Raw genomic sequence first — 13,581 nt, forward strand, 5'->3', positions numbered from 1 at the left:
CCTTTTATTAAAAGGGATGATTTAAATGAAAAAACTTACTTGGAGTCAAATTGAAGAAATGAGTGATACAGAGATAACATATTTACTTTATTTAGAAGGAAAGGATATAAAGACAATCTGCAGAATTCGTGGAATAGACAGAGTTGACGCTGAAAGACATATTATAGAAGGAAAGATTAAATATAGAATTTTTGAAGGTACAAAAAATACTGAAGATATAGTAAAAAGATTGTTAAGATGCCATAAGGATGAGAGACAAAATGCTCTTAAAATAATGGGAACCCAAGATATAAAAAAGCTTGAAAGATATGCTTTAGAAAACCTTTATACCTCAACTAGAGATGAATGTCTTTTCTATATTTGGCTTCTTGGTGAAATAAAAAGCAAGGATGCAGTCCAGGCAATAATTACTTTTTTAAGATGCAGGGATGGCAATATAAAAAGAATTTGCTGCTCTGCACTAGGTAAAATTGGAGATTTAAGGGCTGAAGATTCTTTAATTCTTTGTCTGGATGAAAACAGAACTCAGATAAAGGAGTACGCAATAAAAGCACTTGGAAGGATTAAGAGTAAAAAGGCCCTTGAAAGATTGAAAAAAATCAGTCTTGATGAAAATGAAAGGGATTATATTAAAAGGCTGCAGATTTTGCCATTAATGAGATAGAAGAAAAGGGTGATAGAAATGTCTAAAGATAATTATACTATATTAAAACAAGTAGAAGTTTCCTTTGAAGAAAAGAAATCAGTTTTTATATGTAATATAAAGCGAATATCTGATGAAAAGGAAGCTATGGATTTTATAGGGGAAATAAAATCAAAATATAAGGATGCAAGACATAATGTATATGCTTATATAACAAATAATGGTATTTCAATGAGGTATTCAGACGATGGAGAGCCACAGGGAACTGCTGGGCCACCAGTTTTAGAGGTTTTGAGGAGGGAAAATCTCAATGATGTAGCAGTTGTTGTAACCAGATATTTTGGAGGTATACTCCTTGGGGCAGGTGGATTAGTAAGGGCTTATAGTGCATCTTGTAAGCAGGGTATAGATGCAGGGGTTAAAGTAAGAAGGGAAGAAGGCTGCAGTTTTGAAATTAACTTAGACTATGATATGTATGGAAAAATGACAAACTATCTTCAAAAAAAGAATATTTTAATTAAAAATACTGAGTTTTTAGAGAGTATTAAAATGGAAATAATCTGTCTTAAATCAGATTTTGAGGATATAAAATGTGACATAATGGAGATGATGAATGGAAAGAATATAATTGAGTTAAGGGAAGAGTTTTTGTGTTTTGTAGACGATGAAGGTATGTTAATGGAGGTGTAACTATGGCGCTTAAGGAATTTATGGACAGGAAGGTTTGGGCCGTTGTAGGAAGTGTTTCTAACAAAGAAAAATTTGCCTATAAGATTTACAACTTCCTGAAGAAAAAAGGATATAAGGTTTATGCTGTGGATCCATCAGGGAAGGATGTTGATGGAGAAAAAAGTTATAAAACTTTAAGTGAGGTTCCAGAAACCATTGAAGCAGTAGATATGGTTATCAACCCAGTAAAGGGGCTTGACTTCCTTGATGAAGCAAACAGACTTGGAATTAAATATATCTGGTTTCAGCCTGGAGCTGAAAACAGTGAGCTTATTGAAAAGGCTCAGTGGTATGGTATGAATGTTGTATATGACAGATGTGTTATGGTAGATTTTTAATTTCAAAGGAGCTGTGGAAGTAGTATTTTTAGTTGCTAGTAACACAGCTCCTTATATAATTCTATTCTGTTGAACATTTATTTTTTTCTTTAACATTTTTACCTTTATAGAATACTTCATATGTACCCATAATAAACAAAAAGACACCGAAAAGCTTTCTTAAAATTTTAGGAGATAACATTATAGCAAGGTAAGAACCAATTACTGCTCCTAACACCCCACCGATTAAAAGCTTGAAAGTAAGCTTTTTTTCAATGTTTCCCTGTTTAAGATGACAGATTATAGCTATAATTGCAGTTGGAATAAAAGATAAAAGATTGACACTCTGGGCCACCTGCTGCTCAGTTCCAAAAATAATGGTAAGTGAGGGTATCAGAATAGTTCCCCCACCTATGCCCATACCACTTATAACTCCTGTTAAAAGACTGATTAAAAATATAATCATTACCAAAACACCATCCTGACAGAGGCAATAATCATTGAAATTCCGAAAATAATTCTTAAGGTTCTATCGGAGAATTTATTTAAAATCCTAGCACCGATATAGCCACCAATAGAGCTTCCAAGGGCAACTTTTAGCGTTAAACCCCAATCAATCATGTTTTTATAAAAATAAAATAAAACACTTATGATTGAAAGGGGCAAGATAACCGAAATTGCTGTTGCGTGTGCTCTGTTCTCTTTTACCCCTAAAAACATAACCATACATGGAACTAAAACGGTTCCACCACCTGAACCGAAGATGCCATTGCAGATTCCGGTTATAAATCCTATTAATATGACCTTAGTTAAATTAATTTTCATTGTCATACCTCGCTTTGATTTTTCCCGAGTCTTAACTATAATTTAACCATAAATAAAATGCTTATGCGATATTACGTTGCAATATAAAAAATATTGTGTTAATATTTTTTCGAAGAATTAGTATTTTTTGGAGGTGCCAATGATGAAAAATATAGATATAGTGGCAAAGGAACTTGTTGAATGGATAAAAAAATCAGTTGAAGAAGCTGGGGCAAAGGGCGTTGTTCTAGGAATAAGCGGTGGAGTGGATTCAGCAGTTGTAGCTGCTGCTGCAAAAAGAGCATTCAAGGATTCAACTTTAGGTATTGTAATGCCATGTCATAGCAATCCCCAGGATGAAAAAGACGCAATGCTGCTGATTGAAAGCTTAGGCCTTGATTATAAAAAAGTGGTTTTGGATGATGTATATGATACATTTTTAAGGACAATGGGATCGACTGGGGACGAATCAAAACTGGCAACGGCAAATATAAAGCCAAGATTGAGGATGATGACTCTTTATTATCATGCAGCATTAAATAACTATCTTGTACTAGGAACTGGAAATAAAAGTGAGCTTACAGTTGGCTATTTTACAAAGCATGGTGATAGCGGAGTAGACTTACTTCCATTGGCATCCTTTGTAAAACACGATGTCTGGGAATTAGCAAGGTATTTTAATGTTCCTAAGGAGATAATAGAAAAAGCTCCAAGTGCTGGACTTTGGGAAAATCAGACAGATGAGAAAGAAATGGGTATTACATATAGAGAACTTGATAATTATATATTAACTGGAAAGGCTGAAGAAAGAGTTAAAAAGAGGGTTGATGATTTATTTAGAAAGAGTCAACATAAAAGAGAAATGGCAAAGATGTTTGTTCCAACAAGTATAGAAAGATAGATTTAAAACCTACAGGGGTTTGAAAATATATTTAAATTGTGGTAAAATTTATTGTCGATTCCGAAGAAGTAAGGGGGAAAAAACGATGTCAGGTCATTCAAAATGGGCCAATATAAAGCACAAAAAAGGTAAACAGGATGCATTAAGAGGAAAAATATTTACAAAGATAGGTAAAGAAATTGCCGTTGCAGTTAAGGAAGGTGGAGCAAATCCAGAATCAAACTCAAGATTAAGAGATGCTATCGCAAAGGCAAAGGCAAATAACATGCCTTCAGATAATATAAAAAGGGCAATTCAAAGAGCTTCAGGAGAGCTTGGTAATGTAAATTACGAAACAATAGTTTATGAAGGATACGGTATATCAGGTGTTGCTGTTATTGTTGAGTGCTTAACTGAAAACAAAAACAGAACAGCGGGAGATATAAGACATGCTTTTGATAAATTCGGTGGAAACATGGGAACTACTGGATGTGTTTCGTTTATGTTCGATAAAAAGGGACTTATAATCGTTGAGAAGGACGACTCTATTGATGAGGATGAATTGATGATGATGGCATTAGATGCAGGTGCTGAAGACTTTTCTTCTGAAGAGGATGCATATGAGATAATAACATCTCCAGAGGATTTTTCATCAGTTAGAGAGGCTTTAGAAGCTCAGGGAATAAATTTTGCCCAGGCAGAAATATCAATGATTCCAACAACATATACCAAGTTAGATAATGAATCTGCAGTTAAATTTGAAAAGATGATAGATATGATGGAAGACAACGATGACGTTCAAAACGTTTGGCATAATGCTGAGTTCCCAGATGGATGGGGAGAATAATAGAGTATTTTAAAGGACTTTCATGATGACATACACCTTTTGTATTTTAATGTATAAATGTTAATATACAAAAGGTGTATTTTTATGTTGTTCCAATGGACAAGGGACAGTTACTTAAAGTACCAAACAATTACTAAGCACAATACATTTGGTTTAGTTTTGCAGTTAATTTCCATGGATTTATGTTATAATTGATATAATAATTTTAAAGAGAGGTTTAATTATGACAAAAGTTCCACATGTGTTAATTTGTGATGATAATCAAGCTATACACGACACGATAGGACTATATTTAAAGGCGGAAGGAATGACGTATTCTTCAGCTTTTGATGGATTAGAGGCACTAGATATTTTTACAAAAGAAAGACCGGATTTTGTTATATTAGATATAATGATGCCTAAACTTTTTGGCACAGAAGTATGTAAAGAAATTAGAAAAATAAGTGATGTTCCAATATTGATGTTAACGGCAAAGGGGGAAGAAATAGACAGAATAGTTGGACTTGAAATAGGGGCGGATGATTATGTAATAAAACCATTTTCACCTAGAGAGGTTGTTACTAGGGTTAAAACCATTTTAAGGAGATATCAGGTTAATAATAAAGAGTTAGAAGAAACTAAAAAAGTTGTTAAGGTTGATAATTTAGTTGTAGATTTAGAAAAATATACCATAGAGGTGGGTAATCAGCAAATTGAAGCTACACCTAAAGAAATCGAGATTTTATATTTGTTAGCCAGCAATAAAGGAAAGGTGTATACGAGAGAACAAATTTTAGCAATAGTCTGGGGATATGATTATTTTGGAGATACTAGAGCAGTTGATACACATATCAAGAGATTGAGAAAAAAATTGCCTGAAGATGATGTCAACTGGTGCATTAAAACCATTTATGGAGTAGGCTATAAGTTTGAGGTGAATAAATGAAGAAAAGCTTATTTAGAAAACTATTCACAAATATTGTTATAATTATGGTTATTGTTTTTTCTTTATCTTTGTTGGTTGGTAGATTTGTAATTGAAAAATACTATATTGATATTAAGGTGGACGAACTTAAACCGGAAATGCAAAGTATTATAAATGAAATTACAACTAAAGGTAAGAGCGATATAAATCTAAATAGATTGCCTTTTATTATAAAAGCTTATGATGTCTATAAATATGATATGAATGTTTTTAAAAACCCATTTAAGCCAATAGATGATCATGGTGAAAAAGACGAGCCTTATTTTGAAGAAAATATAAAAAAATCCATTGAACCTTATATGAATGATGTTTTTATGGGCAAAGAGATAAAAAAAATAACTACTCTTGTAGCAATAGAAGGTACGTCTGTTGTATTAGGAATACCAATTAAAAAGAATGGTCAAATAATTGGTGGATTATTTTTACTAAAACCAGTAAGTGACTTTACATCAGCATTAAGTGGATTTAATATGATATTTTTGATAATGAGTTTATTAATATTTACCATTATACTTTTATTATTATATATATCACTAAAGCCACTTATAACACCATTAAAAAGTATGACTTACAGTGCAGGGAAAATGGCCAGTGGAGAATACAATATAAGGATAGAAGAAAAAGGATATGGAGAAGTTGAAGAGCTTGCAGATAGTTTTAACTCTCTTGCAGCTAATTTAGAGGAAGCATCTAGGTTGGCAGAGGGACTTGAAAAGACAAGAAGAGAGTATATTGCCAACATTTCGCATGAACTAAGAACTCCAATAGCTTCTTTAAGGGCAATGAGCGAAACTTTGTTAGATGGTTTGATTGAGGATGAGGAAGAAAAACAAAGATATTACCAAATAATGTTAAAGGAATCTATTAGATTACAAAGATTAATAAATGACATGTTAGAACTTTCAAAACTTCAGTCGGGCAATTCATACTTAAAAAAGGATAAGGTTAATATTTCAAAACTTATAGATTCAGTCTATCAAAAGTTTTCTTGTATTGCAGATGATTTAGGAATTGAACTTAGGTTAACAGATGAAATTAATAATTTGCCATTAACTTTTACAAATAGTGAGAGAATTGAACAAGTTTTAGTTATTTTATTAGATAATGCATTTAAATTTACTCCAGAAGGTGGTATTGTAACTATATCTTCAAAAATTGATAATAACAAGATAATTATTAGCGTTGAAGATACAGGAAAAGGTATACCAAAAGAGGATGTCCCCTTTGTTTTTGAAAGGTTTTACAAAGTTGATAAATCAAGAACTACTCAGGGAACAGGATTAGGTTTAGCGATAGCCAAGCAGATAATGGAAGCATTAGATGAAAAAATTTTTGTAATATCTACAGTTGAAAAAGGTACTAAGTTTAGCTTTACAGTTGAAATGACAAAATAAGTTACCTTTTAAATCAAATTACCGCCATTTTTCCGCCACAATTATATTTTATATTTATAGCATAAAGGTAAAACGAAAGGAAAATTGGAGGTAATAAAATGAAAATGAAGAGGTTTATTGTTTTAACATCAGGATTAATTTTAGCGATTTCAACATTAGCAGGTTGTGCCAAAACTTCACAAAACAATACATCAAGTCCTACAAATACAGCACAGACACAACAAATTGCGCCACAAGGGGGAAGACCTATGGGTGGAGGGTTAGGAGGACAATCATTAGATACATCAAAGTATACAAATAAGTATCTTGATATTGCTTATGCTGATAAGTCACAAAGTCAGAAATTAGATATATACTTACCTAATGAGGGGAAAGGACCATTTCCAGTAATAGTTGCAATACATGGTGGAGCCTTTAGGATGGGTAATAAGACAGGTGGTGATTTAGCAGCTATGTTTGAAGGATTAAATAGAGGGTATGCAGTTGTTTCTGTTGATTATAGACTATCAGGTGAAGCAACTTTCCCAGCTGCTGTAAATGATGTAAAAGCAGCAATAAGATTTATAAGACAAAATGCTTCAAAATACAATTTAAACCCAGATAAGATAGCACTTTGGGGAGATTCTGCAGGGGGTAATCTTGCATCTATTGCAGGTACTACAGGAGGTACAAATGAACTTTATGATACTTCATTAGGATATACAGATGTTTCAGATGATGTAACTGCAGTTGTTGATTGGTTTGGACCAATTAATTTCTTAGAGATGGATAATCAGTTTCAGGCATCTGGTATAACCCCAAGGTTTGGGAAAACAAGTAGTGAGACTTCTCCTGAATCTGCATATATAGGAAAGCTAATTACAGAAGCTAAAGAGATTGTTGAAAAGGCAAATCCAGAGACATATATTTCAAAAGATGACCCAGCATTCCTTATAGAGCATGGTACACAAGATGCAAACGTACCAACACAACAATCAATTAATTTTGCACAAAAGTTAGAAAAAGTTTTAGGTAAGGATAAAGTTGAGTTAGTTCTACTTGAAGGTGCTTCACATGGCGGATCGCAATTTGAAGAAAAGAGTAATTTAGATAAGGTATTTGCATTTCTTGATAAGTATATGAAGTAAGAGGGACATATAAGTATTATAGGCTATCTAGGGGTGAGATGTTGGAGAATAGTACAACAACTCACCCTTTATTTTTATTAATGTCCTTTTTTCTTTTCCTTCTTTTTGTTCTGTCTTATTTGAAACTTAAGCTGCTCCAGTTTTTGACGTGTTTCTTTGGATTTCTTTTTATTCTCAAGTTTTTGATTTTCATGCTGAAGTTTTATTGCTTGCTGAGCTTTTGTTCCAATACCAGAGGCTGAGGTTTCTTTTTTTATCATTCTTTGAAGTCTTTTGGGATTTATATGTTTTTCTGAATCCATCTTAACCTCGATACCTCTGCTGAATTTAAGTTTATTATGAGGCAAGAGGGACATATAAGTGGTGTTATAAATAAATGAATAACATCTCCTTTTCAGGGGAATGCTAATAGCAAAATAAACTTTGGAAGGAGATGTTTTGTTATGCCTAGACTGGCAAGGCAAAAGAAAGAAGACGCCATTTTTCATGTAATGGCAAGGAGTATAAGCGAAGTTGATTTGTTTAAAGACAATACGGATAAGCTTAATTATTTAGCTTTGGTTAAAAAATATCAAAAAACCTATGAATTCAGGGTATATGGCTACTGCCTTATGGATAATCATTTACATTTAATTATAGATGCTAATGGAGCAGATATTTCAAGGATTATGCACAGCATAAATTTCTCCTATGCACAATATTTCAATCACAGACATAAAAGACATGGACATCTATTTCAAGACAGATTTAGAAGCAAAATGGTAAAGAGTGAAATATATCTCTATGCCTTATCGGCATATGTTCATAACAACCCTTGTGATATAAAGGGTTATGAAAACTGCCCAGAGAAATATGAATTTTCAAGTCTTTCAATATATCTAGGGCTTAGACACGACCCCTATGAACTTGTTGATGATGGCTTTATTATGGGTATGTTCAGCAAAAATTCAAAAAAAGCCAGGGAAAGCTATATGAAATTAGTATATAAATGTTCAGATAAGGTTTTTAAAGAGGAAGTGGAATTTCTAAACGAAGGTACAGAATATAGAAGCGAAAGAAAGATTTTAATAAGAAACATTAAAACCAAAGAAATACTGGAATTTATCGCATCAAAACTTGGCATTGAAAAAATAAAGCTACATACAAAACACTGCAGAGAAATAGTTGAAGCAAAGGCACTGGCTGTACTTTTAATGAGGAGCCTTTGTAACTTAAAATGCAGTGAAATCTGCCGCGTCTTAGGAAACATAACTCAAAGCAGGGTTTCAAAGCTCAGCAGTCTTGGGGTGAAGCTTTTAGATGAAGAAATATATAGAAATATAACAAAAGAATTCATGGAGCAATATGCCTGAATTAAATAAAATGTAAATAATAAGATTAAATTTAAAAAATATATAAAATAGTTTTATTTGTTAGTGATAAAAGTTGGACAAGCAGAAAAAAATTAAGAAAACAACAAGAAAAGGAAAGTTATATTAAATAAAAAATAAATCTTAGTTGATTTAGAAAAGACTTTTATGTACAAATAAGATAAAATAAATATATAAAATCAAAAGGACAGTAAGTATGTGTCCCAATGAATGAGGAGGTAAAAAATGAAAGTAGTTGCATTTAACGGGAGTCCAAGAGAGAAAGGCAATACATATTATGCCATAAAGACGGTTGCAGATGAACTCGAAAAGGAAGGGATAGAAGTTGAAATAGTTCATGTTGGAAATAAGTTAATAAGGGGATGTACAGCTTGTAATGCATGTGCACGAAATAAAAATGGAAAATGTATTATAGATAATGATGAAGTGAATGAATGGATAAATAAGATGGTAGAAGCAGATGGTATAATTTTAGGATCTCCAGTATATTTTTCAGGAATTAACGGAACTATGAAATCCTTTTTAGACAGGGCTTTTTATGTAGCTAGTAAGCAGCTGAGATATAAGGTAGGTGCATCTGTGGTTGCTGTCAGGAGATCTGGTGGTGTTGCTGTTTTTAATCAGCTCAATAATTATATCAATTATGCCGAAATGCTTATGCCAAGCACTAACTACTGGAACGTTATACATGGAAGGGCTGTAGGGGAAGCCTCACAGGATGAAGAAGGAAATCAAATAATGAGGATTCTTGGAAAGAACATGGCTTATCTTTTAAAGCTTGTAGAAAATGGAAAGGATAGCGTTAAAGAGCCTGAAAAAGAAAATAAAGTATATACCCACTTTATTAGATAGAATATTATTTTAAGGGGTGATTTAATGCTAAAAGTTGTTGCTAAAAATTTTGCTGATAAAAGTAAAATAGAAGAAATTTTGAAACTTTACAAGGAACTGGTGGAGCTTACAAGAAAGGAAGAGGGATGCATCAAATATGAACTTTTTCAGGATGAGAAGGATTCTTCAATTCTTTGTATGATTGAAGAGTGGGAGAGCAGGGATGCATTAGATAAGCATTTAAAATCAGAGCATTTCAGCAGAATAGTTCCGAAGATAAAGAAATTTATGATAAAAGAAACAGAATTAAATGTGTATAATAAATTGATGTAATTTAAGTATGGATTTGCAACCCTTGTTGGTACAACAACTGGAGGGGATGGAATAGGAATAGATCCAGGAATATTCGCCCTTCCTAACAGTGGACTTTTAATAAGACTTCCAATGGATATGGGCCTTAATCCAGATGGAGCTTCCAATGAGGAATACCACACTCAACCGGATATGTATGTTGAATGGAACTTAGATGATTTTATAAAATCCAGAGAATATGCTGAGAAAAATAAAGATTATATAGTAAATCCATATGATACTATATTGAATTATACAATTAATATGTGTAAATAAAAAAATATCCATCCAATAAAAATTTTTATTCCATTATTAGTTAAATATTCCATCAAAGTGATGAAACATGATTTTTATGTTATTACTTCGGTGGAATTTCTTTATTGCCATTGAATAAATTCTCTTATTAAGTTAAATAATAAATATCGAAGTTGAATTTAAGGAGGAATTTAAGATGCCAGGAAAAGCAAAACAATACGTAGATCAAAGCATGAGTACAGTTCAAAATGCTGTAAGTTCATTGCAGCAGGCTCTTACATCAGCAGAAAAGCCAGAAAACAAAGCTAAGATTCAGCAGGCTATTAATTCACTTAACACAGCAGCTGATCAATTAAGACAATACAAAGACTAAGCCATATTTAAGGAATGTTGCACTAACCACTAAGAAGTTTTGGTGCAACATTCCTTTTTATTTTATTATAGATACCCAAAATAAAAGAAAGGAAAGGTGTTGATTAATAAATAAAAAAATAGTAGTATAAATTTGATACAGTAAGGAGGAAGATAAAGTATGGAATATGTTGCAAATGAAAATAAAGAATTAACCAGAGAAGTTGATGATGGAATATACCAAAGAATACCTGTAAAAACAAGGGTAGTGATGATAGGTGATGTTATTGAGGATGTAGTTTATGAATATACTAAGGATATTTTAAAGGAAGATGATGTGGTATTTATATCAGAAAAATGTGTAGCTATTTCCCAAGGAAGGGCTTATAAAATGTCTGAAATAAAACCAAGCAGACTTGCAAAATTTTTATCAAAATTTGTTTATAAATCTCCATATGGTATTGGACTTGGAATACCAGAAACAATGCATTTTGCAATAAAAGAATGTGGATTGATAAGAATATTATTTGCTGCCTTTGCAGCAGCCATTTGTACAAAAGTATTTAAAATTAAAGGTGTTTTCTATAGAATAGCTGGTGAAAAGGCAGCCTCAATAGATGGACCAACACCAGGTACTCTTCCACCTTTTAATGAATACGTTGTACTAGGACCAAAGGAGCCGGACAAAACCGCTAAAAAGATATCAGACAAAATTGGAGCAAGGGTTTGTATAGTTGATATTAACGACTTAGGGGGGAAAGTTTTAGGGGCTTCACATGAAGATATAAACAGAGATAAAATAGTTAAGATTTTAAAGGATAATCCTTTAGGTCAGGGGCATCAGTCAACACCAATAGGAATCATAAGAAAAATAAAGGAATAATGTATAAAATTATATGAAATGGACATAATACCCTTGTGAAGGAGTGGTATTATGTACATAAGAAAATTATATCTGATATTGATATTATTAATAACTTTTATGGCAAGTTTTGCCACAGGTTATTTTATGGTTGAAAAATATGTGGGCAGTTCTATAAAAAACAAAAGCTATAACCTTGAAAAACAACCCAATGTAGTAACTGCAAAGAGTTCCAGCAATAACAATATAGATGCTGTTATAAACTCAAATACAAAGATAGTAAGATTTATTAGCTACCGAAGGGGAGTTGAGTATGAAGTTCCTAAAGTTGAGAAACCAAATGAAGAACTGTTAGGAATGAATTTTGAGTTAGCAAGTGAGTATTTTAAGAAGGATGGATATGTTATAAGCAGCTTTACCAGCGATCAGGTTACAGTAAAAAGATATATTGATGATGTTTGGCCGCCAAACACATATTTAATGATTGCTGAAGATGGGTTGGTTAAATGTTATAAAATAGATGAAAATTCAAAACCTATATTTCTTGAAGAAGTGGAAATTGAATTTGAGGTTCAGCCAGAGGATGTCCAAACTGAACTCAAAAGAGGAAAGATATTTGAAAATCAAGAAAAACTTGAAGAATACATCGCAAACATTGACTCCTGATTTATCAGGAGTTTTTCTATTCTATTTTAATTCCTGAAACTAAGTGATATAATACTATACGAACACATTTTCGATTTGGAGGAAGATAATGATAATAGTTGGAATTGACCCTGGAATAGCAATAGTTGGCTATGGTGTATTAGAATATAAAAACAATAGCTTTAAAGTTGTGGATTATGGAGCTGTTTTAACAACTCCTAAAAATACAATGCCTCAAAGGCTGGAGATAATTTATAATTTTCTTGGTGAGATTTTTGATAAATATAAACCAGATGCAGTTGCCTATGAGGAGCTGTTTTTCAATCAGAATGCAAAAACAGCAATAACGGTTGGACAGGCTAGGGGAGCTGCAATATTGTGTGCACAGGTTAGAAATCTGAATATATACGAATATACACCTTTACAGGTAAAACAGGCTGTAGTGGGATATGGAAGGGCTGAGAAGAAACAGATACAGCAGATGGTAAAGGTTATATTAAACTTAAGAGAAGTTCCAAAACCAGATGATACAGCAGATGCCCTTGCCATTGCAATATGTCATGGCCATTCAAGTCATGCTGGTGAAATGTTCAGAATAAAATAAGGAGTGGTTATATGATAGCCTTTGTAAGAGGGATAGTGGAAGAATATGGAGAAGACTTTGTTGTTTTAGATAATAACGGTGTAGGATATTTAATTTCTATGCCAGTCAGCGAAATAGAAAAATTAAAACAGCAAAAGGGAATAATAAAGATACATACTTATCATTATGTCAGAGAGGATAACATAGGATTATATGGTTTTTTAGATAAAGAAGCACTTAGCATATTCAAACTGCTTATAAATGTGTCTGGTGTTGGACCAAAGGCAGCCCTTTCAATGCTTTCATCATCTACACCGCAGAGTTTAATACTTGCTATAATAACTGATGATGAGAAAACCTTATGTAAGGCACAGGGCGTGGGGAAAAAACTGGCACAAAGAATAATATTAGAGCTTAAGGATAAGTTTAAGGACTACGATTTTATTAAGGAAAAGGAAGTAATCACATCAAGAACAGATGAAGGTGTAGAAGCTATAGGTGCTCTTATGGCCCTTGGATACACAAGGCAGGAAGCTGCTGCAGCTATTTCAAAGGTGGATACAGATAAAGGAATAGAGGAAATTGTAAAACAGGCACTTAAGGTATTAATGAAGGGTTAGGTGTTTTA

General features: G+C 32.7%; 19 protein-coding genes and 1 pseudogene. 17 read left to right on the top strand and 3 right to left on the bottom strand.

Annotated elements, in window-relative coordinates:
- Window positions 1-25 precede the first annotated feature (25 nt).
- From Q428_RS00795 to Q428_RS00805, 3 genes are read left to right on the top strand one after another with little or no spacing between them, the layout of a single operon-like run.
- Window positions 26-664 carry a HEAT repeat domain-containing protein gene (locus Q428_RS00795; RefSeq protein ID WP_035377298.1) on the top strand — a complete coding sequence of 213 codons (639 nt, stop codon included), beginning with the start codon at window positions 26-28 and terminating at the stop codon, window positions 662-664.
- Window positions 665-682: 18 nt separating this feature from the next.
- A complete protein-coding gene (locus Q428_RS00800) occupies window positions 683-1,333 on the top strand; it encodes a YigZ family protein (protein WP_035377300.1) in 651 nt (216 codons plus the stop codon).
- A gap of 2 nt (window positions 1,334-1,335) precedes the next feature.
- Entirely contained in the window at window positions 1,336-1,710 is a 375-nt protein-coding gene (locus tag Q428_RS00805) for a CoA-binding protein (RefSeq protein WP_035377302.1), read from the top strand.
- A gap of 61 nt (window positions 1,711-1,771) precedes the next feature.
- On the opposite strand, the gene Q428_RS00810 is transcribed toward Q428_RS00805, so the two are convergent.
- Window positions 1,772-2,155, bottom strand: a complete 384-nt coding sequence (locus tag Q428_RS00810; protein WP_035377304.1) for a sulfite exporter TauE/SafE family protein — start codon at window positions 2,153-2,155, stop codon at window positions 1,772-1,774.
- Entirely contained in the window at window positions 2,155-2,514 is a 360-nt protein-coding gene (locus Q428_RS00815; RefSeq protein WP_341348987.1) for a sulfite exporter TauE/SafE family protein, read from the bottom strand. The genes Q428_RS00810 and Q428_RS00815 overlap by 1 nt, the downstream gene beginning before the upstream one ends.
- Window positions 2,515-2,653: 139 nt before the next feature.
- On the opposite strand from Q428_RS00815, the gene nadE reads away from it, so the two are divergent.
- From nadE to Q428_RS00840, 5 genes are all read left to right on the top strand, one after another.
- Entirely contained in the window at window positions 2,654-3,394 is a 741-nt protein-coding gene (gene nadE, locus Q428_RS00820; protein WP_035377308.1) for an NAD(+) synthase, read from the top strand.
- 85 nt (window positions 3,395-3,479) lie between these two features.
- Window positions 3,480-4,220: a YebC/PmpR family DNA-binding transcriptional regulator gene (locus Q428_RS00825; protein ID WP_035377310.1), complete on the top strand. Its 741-nt coding sequence runs from the start codon at window positions 3,480-3,482 to the stop codon at window positions 4,218-4,220.
- Window positions 4,221-4,443: 223 nt separating this feature from the next.
- The gene (locus Q428_RS00830) at window positions 4,444-5,145 is read left to right on the top strand and encodes a response regulator transcription factor (protein ID WP_035377312.1); all 702 of its coding nucleotides are present in this window, start codon (window positions 4,444-4,446) and stop codon (window positions 5,143-5,145) included.
- On the top strand, window positions 5,142-6,578 hold the full coding sequence (locus tag Q428_RS00835; RefSeq protein ID WP_035377314.1) for a sensor histidine kinase: 1,437 nt from the start codon (window positions 5,142-5,144) through the stop codon (window positions 6,576-6,578). Before Q428_RS00830 ends, Q428_RS00835 begins: the two co-directional genes overlap by 4 nt.
- Before the next feature lie 98 nt (window positions 6,579-6,676).
- Window positions 6,677-7,705, top strand: a complete 1,029-nt coding sequence (locus Q428_RS00840; protein ID WP_201769232.1) for an alpha/beta hydrolase — start codon at window positions 6,677-6,679, stop codon at window positions 7,703-7,705.
- Window positions 7,706-7,782: 77 nt separating this feature from the next.
- Here the strand turns inward: Q428_RS00840 and Q428_RS14755 are convergent, their stop codons facing one another.
- Window positions 7,783-8,193 carry a YjdF family protein gene (locus Q428_RS14755; protein WP_084478027.1) on the bottom strand — a complete coding sequence of 137 codons (411 nt, stop codon included), beginning with the start codon at window positions 8,191-8,193 and terminating at the stop codon, window positions 7,783-7,785.
- On the opposite strand from Q428_RS14755, the gene Q428_RS00850 reads away from it, so the two are divergent.
- The 9 genes and pseudogenes from Q428_RS00850 (at window position 8,149) to ruvA (ending at window position 13,573) form a co-directional block, all read left to right on the top strand.
- Window positions 8,149-9,057: a transposase gene (locus Q428_RS00850; RefSeq protein ID WP_035377316.1), complete on the top strand. Its 909-nt coding sequence runs from the start codon at window positions 8,149-8,151 to the stop codon at window positions 9,055-9,057. The genes Q428_RS14755 and Q428_RS00850 overlap by 45 nt on opposite strands.
- Before the next feature lie 243 nt (window positions 9,058-9,300).
- The gene (locus tag Q428_RS00855; RefSeq protein ID WP_035377318.1) at window positions 9,301-9,927 is read left to right on the top strand and encodes a flavodoxin family protein; all 627 of its coding nucleotides are present in this window, start codon (window positions 9,301-9,303) and stop codon (window positions 9,925-9,927) included.
- A gap of 24 nt (window positions 9,928-9,951) precedes the next feature.
- Window positions 9,952-10,239 (top strand): putative quinol monooxygenase, encoded by a 288-nt coding sequence (locus tag Q428_RS00860; RefSeq protein ID WP_035377320.1) that lies wholly within the window; start codon window positions 9,952-9,954, stop codon window positions 10,237-10,239.
- A gap of 18 nt (window positions 10,240-10,257) precedes the next feature.
- Window positions 10,258-10,533, top strand: a pseudogene (locus tag Q428_RS15090) (S41 family peptidase); the annotation flags it as partial.
- A 175-nt stretch (window positions 10,534-10,708) separates the two neighbouring features.
- Window positions 10,709-10,885 (top strand): hypothetical protein, encoded by a 177-nt coding sequence (locus Q428_RS15585; RefSeq protein ID WP_169734711.1) that lies wholly within the window; start codon window positions 10,709-10,711, stop codon window positions 10,883-10,885.
- Between the two features lie 159 nt (window positions 10,886-11,044).
- Window positions 11,045-11,746 (top strand): coenzyme F420-0:L-glutamate ligase, encoded by a 702-nt coding sequence (locus Q428_RS00870; RefSeq protein WP_035377322.1) that lies wholly within the window; start codon window positions 11,045-11,047, stop codon window positions 11,744-11,746.
- Window positions 11,747-11,797: 51 nt separating this feature from the next.
- Window positions 11,798-12,391, top strand: a complete 594-nt coding sequence (locus Q428_RS00875) for a hypothetical protein (protein ID WP_035377324.1) — start codon at window positions 11,798-11,800, stop codon at window positions 12,389-12,391.
- Between the two features lie 88 nt (window positions 12,392-12,479).
- Window positions 12,480-12,974, top strand: a complete 495-nt coding sequence (gene ruvC / locus Q428_RS00880) for a crossover junction endodeoxyribonuclease RuvC (protein ID WP_035377325.1) — start codon at window positions 12,480-12,482, stop codon at window positions 12,972-12,974.
- Between the two features lie 11 nt (window positions 12,975-12,985).
- Window positions 12,986-13,573, top strand: coding sequence for a Holliday junction branch migration protein RuvA (gene ruvA / locus Q428_RS00885; RefSeq protein ID WP_035377327.1), 588 nt, complete (start codon window positions 12,986-12,988; stop codon window positions 13,571-13,573).
- The last annotated feature ends 8 nt before the right edge of the window (window positions 13,574-13,581 follow it).

Origin of the sequence: Fervidicella metallireducens AeB (assembly GCF_000601455.1) — a bacterium.
GTDB classification, from domain to species: Bacteria; Bacillota; Clostridia; order Clostridiales; family Caloramatoraceae; genus Fervidicella; species Fervidicella metallireducens.

Bases quoted from the DNA above. Each gene is read 5' to 3' on its own strand.
- ruvA (WP_035377327.1), top strand. From the start codon at position 12,986: ATGATAGCCTTTGTAAGAGGGATAGTGGAAGAATATGGAGAAGACTTT.
- Q428_RS00870 (WP_035377322.1), top strand. From the start codon at position 11,045: ATGGAATATGTTGCAAATGAAAATAAAGAATTAACCAGAGAAGTTGAT.
- Q428_RS15585 (WP_169734711.1), top strand. From the start codon at position 10,709: ATGCCAGGAAAAGCAAAACAATACGTAGATCAAAGCATGAGTACAGTT.
- Q428_RS00835 (WP_035377314.1), top strand. From the start codon at position 5,142: ATGAAGAAAAGCTTATTTAGAAAACTATTCACAAATATTGTTATAATT.
- Q428_RS00840 (WP_201769232.1), top strand. From the start codon at position 6,677: ATGAAAATGAAGAGGTTTATTGTTTTAACATCAGGATTAATTTTAGCG.
- Q428_RS00825 (WP_035377310.1), top strand. From the start codon at position 3,480: ATGTCAGGTCATTCAAAATGGGCCAATATAAAGCACAAAAAAGGTAAA.
- Q428_RS00875 (WP_035377324.1), top strand. From the start codon at position 11,798: ATGTACATAAGAAAATTATATCTGATATTGATATTATTAATAACTTTT.
- Q428_RS00860 (WP_035377320.1), top strand. From the start codon at position 9,952: ATGCTAAAAGTTGTTGCTAAAAATTTTGCTGATAAAAGTAAAATAGAA.
- Q428_RS00795 (WP_035377298.1), top strand. From the start codon at position 26: ATGAAAAAACTTACTTGGAGTCAAATTGAAGAAATGAGTGATACAGAG.
- Q428_RS00850 (WP_035377316.1), top strand. From the start codon at position 8,149: ATGCCTAGACTGGCAAGGCAAAAGAAAGAAGACGCCATTTTTCATGTA.
- Q428_RS00810 (WP_035377304.1), bottom strand. From the start codon at position 2,155: ATGATTATATTTTTAATCAGTCTTTTAACAGGAGTTATAAGTGGTATG.
- Q428_RS00830 (WP_035377312.1), top strand. From the start codon at position 4,444: ATGACAAAAGTTCCACATGTGTTAATTTGTGATGATAATCAAGCTATA.
- nadE (WP_035377308.1), top strand. From the start codon at position 2,654: ATGATGAAAAATATAGATATAGTGGCAAAGGAACTTGTTGAATGGATA.
- Q428_RS00815 (WP_341348987.1), bottom strand. From the start codon at position 2,514: ATGAAAATTAATTTAACTAAGGTCATATTAATAGGATTTATAACCGGA.
- Q428_RS00855 (WP_035377318.1), top strand. From the start codon at position 9,301: ATGAAAGTAGTTGCATTTAACGGGAGTCCAAGAGAGAAAGGCAATACA.
- Q428_RS14755 (WP_084478027.1), bottom strand. From the start codon at position 8,193: ATGAAAAATGGCGTCTTCTTTCTTTTGCCTTGCCAGTCTAGGCATAAC.
- Q428_RS00805 (WP_035377302.1), top strand. From the start codon at position 1,336: ATGGCGCTTAAGGAATTTATGGACAGGAAGGTTTGGGCCGTTGTAGGA.
- ruvC (WP_035377325.1), top strand. From the start codon at position 12,480: ATGATAATAGTTGGAATTGACCCTGGAATAGCAATAGTTGGCTATGGT.
- Q428_RS00800 (WP_035377300.1), top strand. From the start codon at position 683: ATGTCTAAAGATAATTATACTATATTAAAACAAGTAGAAGTTTCCTTT.